The organism is Rhodococcus sp. 14-2483-1-1 (assembly GCF_002259335.1).
Lineage (GTDB): Bacteria > Actinomycetota > Actinomycetes > Mycobacteriales > Mycobacteriaceae > Rhodococcoides.
This window is the reverse complement of the sequence record NZ_NPFX01000014.1, coordinates 383,101-395,374: the sequence shown is the minus strand read 5'-3', so window position 1 is coordinate 395,374 and position 12,274 is coordinate 383,101. Positions and strand designations below refer to the sequence as shown.

Sequence of the window (12,274 nt, the reverse complement as noted above, 5' to 3'; positions counted from 1 at the left end):
GGGAAGTACTCAACCAAATGGTTGACTATGCACGTCACGCGGCTTACCCTCGGCTTCATCGAGAAAGCGAGGAGCCGATGGAGGATCACACGGAGCAACTCGACAAGACGTTCGCGGCCTTGGCCGACCCCACTCGACGCGACATGGTGGCACGGCTCGCCGCCTCGGATGCGAGTGTCAGCGAATTGGCGGAGCCGTACGCCATGAGCCTGCAGGCCGTATCCAAGCACGTGAAGGTGCTCGAGGAGGCCGGCCTGGTCACCCGCAGCAAAGATGCCCAGCGTCGGCCGGTGCATCTGGACGCGGAGGTGTTCGGGCTGATGACGAAATGGATCGAGCGGTACCGACAGGAAGCAGAACAACGCTATCGACGCCTCGACGCCCTGCTGGACGGCATCGCAGACGACAAGACCACCGAGACGAAAGAGGTGTCATGACTGTGCACGAAACCGAGATCCTCGCAGACGAGAAAGTACCCACGATCGAGATCGTTCGAGAGTTCGATGCAGCACCGGAGCAGGTGTTCCGCGCTCACATCGATCCCGAGCTGTATCGGCAATGGGTGGGGCCCAGATCGTTGACCACGCGAATTCTGAAGTGGGAGGGACGCACCGGAGGGTCCTGGGCCTTTGCCAACGATCGGGGCGGCGAGGAGATCGCAGCCTTCTTCGGCAGTTTCCACGAGGTCAGGGACAACGAGCGGATCGTGTGGACGTTCACCTACGAGGGCCAACCCGATTCGGTCGCCCTCGAGACCCTCACCTTCGAGCGGCGCGACGGCGGGGGCACGCTCTTGAAAGTTCTCAGTGTGATGTCGGACTTCGCAACTCGCGACGGGATGCTGTCCAGTGGCATGGATGTCGGGGTGAAAGAGGGTTACGACAAACTCGACGAACTGCTCGGGCAACGAACAGGGCCGGCCCAGCAGCACCTACAGGACGCGGCGATGTTCACCGCGCTGGTCGAGTCCGCCTCGCCCGAGGACTGGTCACGCCCCAGCCCGGTATCGGACTGGGCCGCAATCGATGTCGTGAAGCACCTGATCGAGTGGTCTCGCGGCTTTCTCGCCGGCGGCGCGGGAATCGAGTTCGAGACCCTGGACATCGACGCCGACCCGAAAGCCGCATGGAGGCACCACGTCGCCGACATCCAGGCAATTCTCGACGACCCTTCCGACCGCGTGTTGAGCAACCCGCACACGGGAGACATGCCGGTGGACGAGGCGATCGCGATGTTCTACACCGCCGACATCTGGATGCACTCCTGGGACCTTGCGAAAGCCCTCGGCCTGGAACACGACTTGGGCCAAGATCGCTGCGCTGCGGCCCTCGACGCCATGCGACCGATGGAGCAGATGCTACGGGACAGCGGACAGTACGGACCCTCCGTCCCCGTCGGCGAGGACGCTTCCCCGCAGGACAAGCTGATGGCCTTCATCGGCCGTGACCCGGCATGGTCTCGCGTAGGTTAGCCACCTGAGCGCAAGCGGGGTGAATTAGCCATCCATCAACCGGCCGACTTTACGGCGGTCGGTCAACGTGGACACCTTGCGCAAAGCTAAAAATAGCCGGTCGTCTCCGAACGCCCAGCAGACGGGTAATTTTCGATGTACTTACTGATGCTATATCACTGGGAAGTATCACCGAGAGGTGTTCCCGCCCGCAGGCAGAGGCGTTCGAAACCGAGGACCGTTTTGTATGCTTTATGTCCAGTGAGTCCACCAGAGTCTTGATCACGCCCAGTCCGAAATCTTCCTGGGCAAACCGACTCGCAGGGAATCCTAATCCAATGCCTCAAAGACTTTGTGTTGGCGCAGAACTTCTACTGATCCCGCAGGTGGCGTACAGGCTGAGGCCGACGAGATCAGGTCACGGTTGTCGCGCAGATTGGCTACGAGACGGGAATCAACTCGATTGTTTGAAGGCTCGTCGTCGTCAATCCGAATGGTCCTGTCGGCGTTCGTGTCTGAGACACCCGGCCCAAGAACAAATGCCACGAGCTCACCGATCAACATCCTGCATCCCACCCCCCTGCTTTGCTTCGCCCGTCGAGGCGCTTGCTTCTTCACCGTCGTCCGCAGGCTGGTCCTGCGGGATCCGACTACCACTACCATAGACACACAGAGTATAAAACCACGCAAAACGTGTGATTCTTATCACAAATATTGCAACACTCAGTAGAGCCAAACTCAGCCCTGCGGCGAGGAGTGCGGTCCAAACCTCATCTGACCTCACCTTCATCCGGACATCATCATCCTTGGTCGCAAGCCCCACTACCAGCATCGACACCTCCCAAACTAGGAGTGCTGCGCCAGCCAGGCTCAGGCCACAGGCTGTGACAGAGACATTCAAAGTATTTTTCGCCCTGGCAGTGAAAACTGTAACAGCAGTCGTCAGCATAAGCGGGAATGCAATAGAGAAAGCCAAAAGGTTGCTAGTAACAACCTTGTCGTCAAGCAATGCCTGCTTCGCGACCGCGCTCACGCCCACCACTACAACCAACCAAAGGACTGCCAAGAGATCCGATCCATACGGCTTTTCGTATATGTTGAAACGGACTTCTTTCGCGTGGCCTAGGGAGTCAGCCGTTAGCTGAGAAGATCTTAGATAGAGATGCGCGCGAGATAGACCAAGGGTTGGCAAACGCACATAAGGAGACTGCCCGAGCATCGCCGGATGGCTCGAACGCTGTTCGGTCGATTTGTCTTCGTTAACGACTGTAGTTGAACCGATGTAAGAACCCGACGGGATGCTCATTTCCAAATGGAAGCTAGAACACCTATGGGCCCTTGACAAGGGAATTACTATGAATCCTGACGGTTCCAAAAAGCTTCGCCAGACGCGGTTAAATGATACCTTCTTCGAATCGGACCCTCGAGAAGGCAGAAGCTGCCTAGTGTTCAGTACGTAATCGTAAGAAATGTCATAATATTCCTGCCGTTGAACGCGAAGGACAATAGCATATCGTTTGATACATGTACCTGCCATAAATTTGGCTGACGCATGAGCGCCGGGATGAATACTAGCCTGCGAAAAACAGGCCTCTAACGCCGCTTTGCAATCGTCTAACTGTTTTTCGGTCTGCAACAAACTTAACGGAGTCATAAACTTGGACACTAAGGTGCTGAACTTAGTCACAAAGTCTTTACCCCAATCGCTAAACTCTTCTGGCAACTCATACGCCTCGCGATACAAGACGATGATTGCTGCCAGATAGCGAGTTTGAGACTCGTGATAGCTCAGCGATTCGACCGAATCTTCACCCTTGACCGAAATCGTCATTCCATCATATATATGACCTTTTTCCGGGTGTAGGACAGGAAGATATACGAGATCCTGCTGATCTTTCACATCACCATTGCGATCTCGCGCGAAATTACTTAAGTCCGTGCTAGCTCGACTATGGCGAACCACTTGGCGGACCGATTTCGATGTGATGGTGCGTTCTACCTTCAATTCTTCCACTACACGGCCACGGTGCGTATCCGGATTGACAACCATGGAAACGAATTCCACCACTGCCGGCCGCGGCCACGTCGACGAAATACTAAGGGCATCATCAAGCTGTTTACTTACCAGTCTGTACTTTTCGTCCTTCGGCAATATCTGTGCAGATATCTGCGGCGCGGATTTTTTCAAGCGAACCCGGGCGGCGATCTGAACGATCCAAGCTATCATCAATATTTTACTAGCGGTATCAGAGACAACCCCCGAGACAGCGAAGTAGCTCCACACAGCAGTTCCCGCCGCTAACAGGCCGCCGAAGTAGTTCGTCACCTGACGCCCGCGGGAGTGTGAACCGAGCAGCCATGCCAGGACCACAGACAACCATAGTATTAGGAGTGATCCCATAGTCCCCAACAGCCAAGAGAACAGGTCACCTAGGCTACTGTCTGGCGGAAAAATAAAATCTTGTAAGTCCTTTCTTATGAAAATTATTGTAGCTCCGCCTATGGCGCATAACGCGCTTTTTCTAAGAGAACTGTAGTTCATTCGGCACCCCCAGCCAGAAGTATCCTCGTTCAAGAGTCACGAGCAGTTGACGAATCTGATCACAAACCAGTCAATCCTGCCAGGTTCTCCGAAAATACAGCGAAAAATCATTTGTTCGGTGTACCTACAGCTGGGGGTGACGAGGATTGAATGTTGCACCTGGAGCGGCGGCTTAGTCCGGCCTAGCTGCACGCCGATCCATCACTGCAGAGGCGAAAGCCCGATTTCGCGGGCAACAATGCAGTAGGTCCGGTCACGAGGCCAGAGTTTTCGCATGATCACTAACAAATCCACGAAGATAGAGCAACTAGCGGTTCAGCTACAGTACGGGTGCAACAAGAACCGTCACCGTTGAATCGGGCGGCCTTGCTCGGTTGCCTCGCACAATCCTTGAAGACACTAGGCGCACAATTTGTTCACGAATCACGCTGTCATCGGTGTGACGGCGCAAGTGTTTCAGGTCGGGTAGTGAACGTTCAGAGGTATTTGCGCAGCTCCATCTTTGCGATCGACATCTTGTGTACCTCGTCCGGACCGTCGGCCAGACGCAAGGTGCGAATGTGGGCGTACATCATCGCGAGCGGGAAATCGTTGCTCACTCCGCCGCCGCCGTGCACCTGTATGGCACGGTCGATGATCTTCAGTGCCATCTCGGGTGCAGCAACCTTGATGGCGGCGATCTCGGTGCGCGCTTCCTTGTTCCCGACGGTGTCCATCAGGTACGCGGCTTTGAACGTGAGCAGTCTCGTCTTCTCGATCTCGATCCGCGCCTCGGCGATCCAGTCCTGGATGTTCGAGCGCATCGCCACCGGCTTACCGAACGTCACTCGCGATACTGCACGGCGACAGAGCAATTCGAGCGCCCGCTCGGCGACGCCGATGGTGCGCATCGCGTGGTGGATACGGCCGGGCCCCAAGCGAGCCTGACTGATGGCGAAGCCCTCGCCCGGGCCCTTCAACACGTCCTTTGCCGGCACCCGCACGTCCTCGAAGAGCACCTCGGCGTGACCTTCGCGGTCGATGTAGCCGAACACCGGCAGATTACGCAGGACGGTGACACCGGGTGCGTCGATGGGTACCACCAGCATCGACTGTTGACGGTGGGTAGCCGCCTCGGGATCCGTCTTGCCCATGACGATGAGAACCTTGCAGTTCTTGTGCATTGCGTTCGACGTCCACCACTTGCGCCCGTTGAGGATGAAGTCGTCCCCGTCGCGGTCCATCTTCATGGCGATGTTCGTGGCGTCGGAACTGGCCACGTCGGGCTCGGTCATCGCGAAGGCTGAGCGAATGGTGCCGTCCAGCAACGGCTTCAGGTACTTCTCTTTGTGCTCGTCGGTGCCGAATAGCGTGAACACCTCCATGTTGCCGGTGTCCGGTGCGTTGCAGTTGCATGCCTCGGGAGCGAGCAGGCTGCGGCCCATGATCTCGGCGAGCGGGGCGTACTCGAGGTTGGTCAGACCGGGGCCCCATTCGGGGTGCGGGTGGAACAGATTCCACAGTCCACGCGAGCGCGCTTCCTTCTTCAGATCCTCGATGATCGGCGGCTGAAAGTGCGGGTCACCGGAGTCGAGCATCTGCTGCTCGTACACTGCCTCGGCCGGGTAGATGTGAGAGTCCATGAACTCCAACAGATCCGACTCGTATTTCTTCGCACGGTCGGAGGTCTCGAAAAATGCCACGGTGGGCCCCTATCGGTTGTTGTCGAGCAAGCTGTCCTGGTAGCGACGCATGCCGCGCAACCACCGGTCGTAGTCGGCACTCTTGTTGCGGTACATGTCCAGTACGTTCTCGTGCGGCAGGATGAGGAACTGCTCGCGGTCCATCGCGTCGAGCACCACATCGGCAACGTCGAGGGGTTCGAGTACGGCACCGGCGCTCAGAACCGCCGCAGTTGCGGCTGCTCCCAACGCATCTCCCGACTCGCGTCCCTCGTACAGCAGTTTGGTGTTGACCCCCATGGGGCACAGGCAACTGACACGAATGCCTCGGTTGCCGTAGGTGACGTTCATCCATTCGGCGAATCCGACGGCCGCGTGCTTGGTCGTCGCGTATGTGGCCGAACCGATCTGGGTGAGCAGACCTGCTGCAGAGGCGGTGCTGACGAAATACCCCTCACCGCGCTCGAGCCAACCCGGCACCACAAGCTGCGCAGCGCGTATGTGTGCGCGTACGTTCACATCGAACGAGAGGTCCCAGTCCTGTTCGGTGGCGTCGAGTCCGGGTGCGCCACTGATGCCTGCGTTGGCGAAGTAGAGATCGACCGGACCGAACGAGGCCTCGGCCTGTGCGATCAGCCGCTCGATATCCGCGATGTTCGACGCGTCCGCAGCGACTGCGACGGCCGTCCCCGGCCGGTCTCGTTCGATGGCGTCGACCACTGCTCGAGCCGTCTTCCCGTCGAGGTCGGAGACGACGACGCGTGCGCCGTGCTCCGAGAGTCGAGCAGCGATGGCCCCGCCGATTCCGCCACCACCGCCGGTGACGATGGCAACCTTGCCTTCAACCTTCATTCCCCAGGTATAGTTGAAGTCAGATTCAAGTTCAACCCTGGTTCGGCGAACGGGCAGCTCAGGCGGGGTGTCATGCCCTCGGCCGCGTCGGATCGGTGATCCATCCCGACCACGAGCCCGGATACAACGCAGCGTCGATACCAGCCAACTCCAAGGCGAGAATCTGGTGTGCGGCGGTCACCCCGGATCCGCAATAGACAGCGACGTCTTTCCCTTCCGGCACAAGTCCACCGAATGTGCCATCGAGTACCTCGGGATCCAGGAACTTTCCGTCCGAATCGACGTTGTCGGTCGTCGGTCGGTTGATCGCGCCCGGGATGTGACCGGCCACGGGATCCACCGGCTCCACCTCGCCGCGGAATCGTTCGGGTGCCCGGGCGTCGAGCAGTACGTTGTCCCGGGCAAAATCGAGTACGTCGTCGACGTCGAGGACTCGTGCCAGGGATGGCCGGGCGGTGAACGATCCGGCTGCCACGATCGACGGTTCGGTGCCGATCGGGAATCCGGCGGCCACCCACTGAGCCAGACCGCCATCGAGGACTCGTACGTCTGCATGGCCGTAGTAGCGCAACAGCCACCAGCCGCGCGCGGCCGCGGTCGCCGGTCCTCCGTCGTAGACGACGACCGACGAGCCGTCGCTGACGCCGGCGCCGCGCATCGCTGCAACGAAGGTCTCCTCGTCGGGCAATGGGTGACGGCCGCGGTGATTCGGGTCGTTCCTGCTGGCTCCACTTCCGTGATCCGGCGGGGCGGCCAGATCGGCATCGAGGTCGACGAATTGGGCGTGCGGGATGTGCCCGGCCTCGTAACCTGCTCTGTCGCTCCCGGTCTGGAGCGTGAACCGGATGTCGAGGACGACGGGGGCCCGTCCCATCTCGAAGAGATCGTGCAGTTCGGCGGCAGAGATCAGCGGCGAAGGGCTCATAAGGATCCGACGCTAACAGCCCCGCACGGGGAATAGCTCGGGGTTGGTGCAGGTTGTGCGCAGGCGTGACCGAAACTGCATCCACAACTCAGCATCTGTCCACTACAGGGCTCTTCGAGCCGTTCGAGGTCAAGTCGCTGAAGCTGCGCAACCGCTTCGCCATGGCTCCGATGACGCGCGCCTTCTCGCCCGACGGCATCCCCGGCCCGGATGTGGCCGAGTACTACCGCAAGCGCGCCGCCGGTGGCACCGGCCTCATCATCACCGAGGGCACCTACATCCCCGACCCCGCCGCAGGTCCTCACACCCGCGTCCCACGGATCTACGGCGACGCCAGCCTCGAAGGCTGGAAGGGCGTCGTCGACGCGGTGCACGCCGAGGGCAGCGCGATCATCCCGCAGCTGTGGCACCTCGGCGTCGAGCGGGGCACCGAGCCTCGCCTGTTCCCCGACGTCACCACAGTCAGCCCGTCCGGAATCGCCCTCGACGGCTCCTCGGTCGGTAGAGCCTTCACCGACGCCGACCTCGACGAACTCACCTCTCAGTGGGTACAGGCTGCGGTCAACGCACAGAACACCGGCTTCGACGGCCTCGAACTGCACGGCGCTCACGGCTACCTGCTCGACGAGTTCCTCTGGGCTACAACCAATGTGCGCGACGACGAGTTCGGTGGCTCGCTCGAAGCCCGCACCCGTTTCCCCGCACAGGTCGTTGCTGCGATTCGTGCGGCCGTCGGCGAGGACTTCGCCATCGTGTACCGATTCTCGCAGTGGAAGAGCAATCACTTCGACGCTCGGATCGCGCAGAACCCCGAAGAACTCGGGCGCGTCCTGACGCCACTGGTCGACGCCGGAGTGGATGTGCTGCACGCGTCGACCCGACGCCACTGGGATCCGGCGTTCCCGGAGCTGGACGGTAACGACGGCAAGCTCGGCTTGGCCGGTTGGACCCGCAAGCTCACCGGAGTTCCGACGATCACCGTCGGATCGGTCGGCCTCGACTCGGTGTTCACGTCGGCATGGTCGGAGGATGCCGCGTCGGGTGTGACCGGATTGGACGCTCTCGTCGGCCAATTCCAGGACGGCGAGTTCGATCTGGTGGCCGTCGGGCGCGCGTTGCTGTCCGATCCGGAGTGGGTGAACAAGGTGGGCGACGGCCGCGTCGACGAGCGCATCGAATTCACGCGCGATCACATTCAGCACTTGGTCTGACCGAGCGGGCACGGGTCTGACGGAGCAGGCACAGGGATTCACGGCAGCATCGCCTAGAACGGCGGTGCTGCCGTGTCGTCTGTCTCGGGCTGTTCGTTGTCGGGTGGGTCGGGGTAGGCGATGATGCCGGATCGTCTGGGTTTGGTGGGGATGTGTGGCCTCAGGTCGTTTTCGAGGATGGGTACGGCTGTTCCGTTGGCGGGCAGGGTGATTCGGGTGGTCTTGGAGGTGGAGGTCCACAGGATGGCGCCGCCGGGGAGCATGACGGCTGTCCAGTAGCCGGCGGTTTTTACGGTGTGGTGGAACTCGCAGAGACATTGGAGGTTGTTGACGGTGGTCCAGCCGCCGCCGAGGGGGTTGGCGTGATCGAACGGGGTGATGTGGTCGAGTTGGCAGCGGTCGGCGGGGCGGTGGCAGTCGGGGAAGCGGCACTCTCGGTCGCGGAGGCGTACGGCGGCAGTGGTGAGGGTGTCGGGTCGGTAGATCAGGGCTCGGTCGGTCAGGGGGTCGCGCGCGACCGATTTTCCGAGGGTGGGGTCGGCGGCGATGGCGGCTTCGAGTGCCGCGGCCAGCGATGCGTTGCCGAGATAGAGGCCCGAGGGTGTGTGGATGGTTCGGTTGTTGCGCCGGATTACGGAGGACAGATCGAGGGCAGAGCTGTGCCGTGTGCCCCTGCCGACTGGGGTGTGGGTGCAGAACAGGGCCGCAGCGGAGGTCAGCGATCCCGCGCGACGCTGGCGTTGGTCGTTGCTGTCGGCAGCAGCACCTGTTCCTGGTCCCGGGCCTTCGGCTGACGTCGGACGCGATGTTGCGGAGCCGGATGCCGTTGTGGAGCCGGATGGCGTTGTGGAAGAGCGTGATTCCGAACAGCTCGGTGCGACATCAGGTGCCGGCGATGTCAGTTCCGCAGGTGATCGTGAATCCGACGCGGGTTCAGACGACGCAGCTGCCTCACGGTCGGTGTCCGACGTTGCCTCCGCTAACGGGTCGGACACCGGCGCCCCTGAGCGTGTTGCTGCATGCTTCCGGACAGGATCGGCGGCGTCCGGGTCGGGGGTTGCCAACGGGTCGGTCGCAGGTACGGGCGTGGACTCGTCGTTCTCCTCGGCATCGTCGAGCTCATCTGTCTGTGCCTCTGGTGCCGGTGCCGAGGTGTTCCCAGGCGCAGAAGCAGGAGCAGGAGCAGGAGCAGACGAACTGGACGAATTCGGTTCGGTCGAGGAATCAGCCTCTCTATCCCAATCCGTGGCCGACCCCGTTCCCTCGCCAGCATCAGCATCAGCAGCCGAATCCACGTCTGCGCCTGTGTCCGCGTTGGCGTCTCTGTCCCAGTCGGCGTCGGCGTGCGCATCTGTTTTCGTCTCGGGTCCTGTTGCAGCCCCAGCCTTCTCACTGTCCGGGCGTCGTTCCCATTCCCCGGTTTCCGGGTTCTGCACAGCCAGTCCCAGCTTCTCTGCGAGGGTGACAGCTTCGGTGAGCAGGATCTGCCACTGACTGTTGCGTGCGAGTTCCCGCGCGAGATCCGGGTCGATCGAACCGTGGCCGGCCAGGTATGCCGGGTTGGCGAGCAGTCCGATGAGGGTGGCGATATCGACGGTGATCATCGTCAACGGCACCCGACGATCCGGCAATGCTGCATCTTTTTTCGGGCAGTCATCACGTCGGCACAGGCATGCCAGGCGGGGTTCGCCGTGCATGCGCGCCATGAACGCATCACACAGGCGCTCTTTCTTGCCGCGAGGGTCCTTCGGGCAGAGGGTGTCGGCCATCTCCTCGAGCAACTGCCATGCGGCGGCAGCCTCGGGGGCGGTCAGTTCCGCTCGAATCCGCGCCAACTCACCGGCCGGGCTGTAGGAAACATGGCGGAACCGTTTCGCGAACTCCCGTAGTGCTGCTGCTTCCTCCGGCGCGACCCGCAGCAGGATGTCCCAGATCTCCTTCTCCAGCGGACCGGGCGAATGACGGCGGGCCGCCTCGACGATCTCGTCCTCGACGGACTTCACGATCTCGTCGGAGAGGTTGTCGAGGATTCGGCACACCGTCCGTACCCGCGGGAGGTCGATCTCCCCGGACTCGAATGCGGACCGCAGCAATGGAAGTCGGGTATGCAGGGCGACGCCCACGGAGACGTACGATTCGGCGACCGTCGCCGAACATCCCAACGCCACTGCCATCTCGGTGCGCCCGTACCGGCTGTAGTGCTTGTGCTCGGTGTCGTGGGTGATCCAGCTCCGATGGATGTCATAGCAGGCGAAAATCTTGCGAGCGGCCTGACGATTTTCTGCACACGCAGCAGCGGTCAACGCCTCCAGCGACACGGTCGGTACTGCACCCATTTTTCACCCCCCGGTGAGCAATATTTCAGAACATGCGTTCGAACTGAAAGAAGACTATCTCGACCCACCGACAAGAACGCACAGGCCGCAAAAAGGTCGGCTGGCCTGCCACTATTCGACGAATCGTTCTACACTCCGACCCATGACCGAGCCCGATTCCACCCCGGCCGAGCTGGCCGAGTTGCGTGCCCAGGCCAGCAGCGGCGATCAGGATGCACTCGACCAGTTGGTCGAACTCGCAGGCTCTCGAAACGACCTCGACGAACTGCGCTCCCTCGCCGACGCAGGCAGTACCGATGCCGTCGACATCCTGGTCGAACTTGCCGGTGAACGCGGTGATCGCGTCGAGCTGCACAGGCTGGCGGCCGCAGGCAGCCAGGACGCCGCGGACATCCTGGACGAGCTCGACAGCTAGCCGGGTGTGGGCCGCTCCCCCAGTTGCAGGGTGAGTCGGTGCGCCGCGTCGAGGAGCATCTTGCCCAGCTCCCGTCGTCGATCGTCGCGGAATCGTGTCTCGACACCGGTCAAGCTCAGCGCCCATGCCGGCTTGTCGGCGCGATCGAAAACGGCGGCACCGAGCCCCCAGCTACCCTCCACGAGCAACGCCGGGTTGACGGCGAATCCCGTGGAGCGGGTATTCGCTATCCGCCTGCGAATCTCCACGGCCGAGTGACTCTCTCCCCACTCCGGCACCAGGTTCACGGCATCGAGATACTCGTCGACCTCCCGATCCGGTAGGTGCGCAAGAATGGCCAACCCTGCGGACGCCACTCCGAGCGGCAGCCGGATTCCCTCGTACAGCACATGCGAGCGCAGCGGAAAACTTCCCTCCACTCGAAGCAGGCACACCGTCTCCGAACCCCGGCGGGCCGACAAAAACGCACTCTCACCACTCTCGGTTGCCAACGCCTGCACAACTTTTCGCGCCTGGTCGGTGATGTCGTACCGCAGGGCCGCCATGGACCCCAGCAGGTAGATCTCCGGCCCCAGCGACCAGCGGCCGGTCGCAGTGTCACGATCGACGAATCCCTGTTCGGCGAGCGTGGACAGCAGGCGATGGGTGGTGGGTCGCGCGATACCGGCCGCCCGCGCGAGGGCAGTGGTGGAGGCACCGGACGGCTCCTCGGCTCCCGCTGCCCTCAGCAACGAACAGATCTTCCCGATCACACTCGCGTTGGCATCCGATGACGTCACCCGAGGATCGTACGTCCATTCAGTGGACACCATGCCTCAATCCGTTCACCGACCGAGCAATCAGAGCCGTTCTTGCCACAACGAAGTGCAGCTCAGGTTCACT

10 protein-coding genes are annotated in these 12,274 nt (G+C 61.4%); 4 read left to right on the top strand and 6 right to left on the bottom strand.

The window, feature by feature from the left end:
* Positions 1–77 precede the first annotated feature (77 nt).
* Positions 78–437: a metalloregulator ArsR/SmtB family transcription factor gene (locus CH294_RS13135; protein ID WP_094738183.1), complete on the top strand. Its 360-nt coding sequence runs from the start codon at positions 78–80 to the stop codon at positions 435–437.
* Entirely contained in the window at positions 434–1,471 is a 1,038-nt protein-coding gene (locus tag CH294_RS28075; protein WP_094738182.1) for a TIGR03086 family metal-binding protein, read from the top strand. Before CH294_RS13135 ends, CH294_RS28075 begins: the two co-directional genes overlap by 4 nt.
* A 529-nt stretch (positions 1,472–2,000) precedes the next feature.
* Here the strand turns inward: CH294_RS28075 and CH294_RS27240 are convergent.
* The 4 genes from CH294_RS27240 to CH294_RS13110 all read right to left on the bottom strand — a co-directional run bounded on the left by CH294_RS27240 (position 2,001) and on the right by CH294_RS13110 (position 7,430).
* Entirely contained in the window at positions 2,001–3,821 is a 1,821-nt protein-coding gene (locus CH294_RS27240; RefSeq protein ID WP_141216505.1) for a hypothetical protein, read from the bottom strand.
* 647 nt (positions 3,822–4,468) lie between these two features.
* Complete coding sequence (locus CH294_RS13120; protein WP_094738180.1) at positions 4,469–5,674, bottom strand: acyl-CoA dehydrogenase family protein; 1,206 nt, start codon at positions 5,672–5,674, stop codon at positions 4,469–4,471.
* Between the two features lie 9 nt (positions 5,675–5,683).
* Positions 5,684–6,505 (bottom strand): SDR family NAD(P)-dependent oxidoreductase, encoded by an 822-nt coding sequence (locus tag CH294_RS13115; protein ID WP_094738179.1) that lies wholly within the window; start codon positions 6,503–6,505, stop codon positions 5,684–5,686.
* Positions 6,506–6,575: 70 nt separating this feature from the next.
* The gene (locus CH294_RS13110; protein WP_094617898.1) at positions 6,576–7,430 is read right to left on the bottom strand and encodes a sulfurtransferase; all 855 of its coding nucleotides are present in this window, start codon (positions 7,428–7,430) and stop codon (positions 6,576–6,578) included.
* Between the two features lie 65 nt (positions 7,431–7,495).
* On the opposite strand from CH294_RS13110, the gene CH294_RS13105 reads away from it, so the two are divergent.
* Positions 7,496–8,641: an NADH:flavin oxidoreductase gene (locus CH294_RS13105; RefSeq protein WP_170944707.1), complete on the top strand. Its 1,146-nt coding sequence runs from the start codon at positions 7,496–7,498 to the stop codon at positions 8,639–8,641.
* 53 nt (positions 8,642–8,694) lie between these two features.
* Here the strand turns inward: CH294_RS13105 and CH294_RS13100 are convergent, their stop codons facing one another.
* A complete protein-coding gene (locus CH294_RS13100) occupies positions 8,695–10,977 on the bottom strand; it encodes an HNH endonuclease signature motif containing protein (protein WP_094738178.1) in 2,283 nt (760 codons plus the stop codon).
* Between the two features lie 142 nt (positions 10,978–11,119).
* Between CH294_RS13100 and CH294_RS13095 the strand changes: the two genes are divergently transcribed.
* The gene (locus tag CH294_RS13095) at positions 11,120–11,392 is read left to right on the top strand and encodes a hypothetical protein (protein ID WP_094738177.1); all 273 of its coding nucleotides are present in this window, start codon (positions 11,120–11,122) and stop codon (positions 11,390–11,392) included.
* Here CH294_RS13095 and CH294_RS13090 read toward each other — a convergent pair.
* Complete coding sequence (locus CH294_RS13090) at positions 11,389–12,204, bottom strand: IclR family transcriptional regulator (protein ID WP_094609339.1); 816 nt, start codon at positions 12,202–12,204, stop codon at positions 11,389–11,391. The two genes, CH294_RS13095 and CH294_RS13090, sit on opposite strands and share 4 nt — an antisense overlap.
* Between the last annotated feature and the right edge of the window lie 70 nt (positions 12,205–12,274).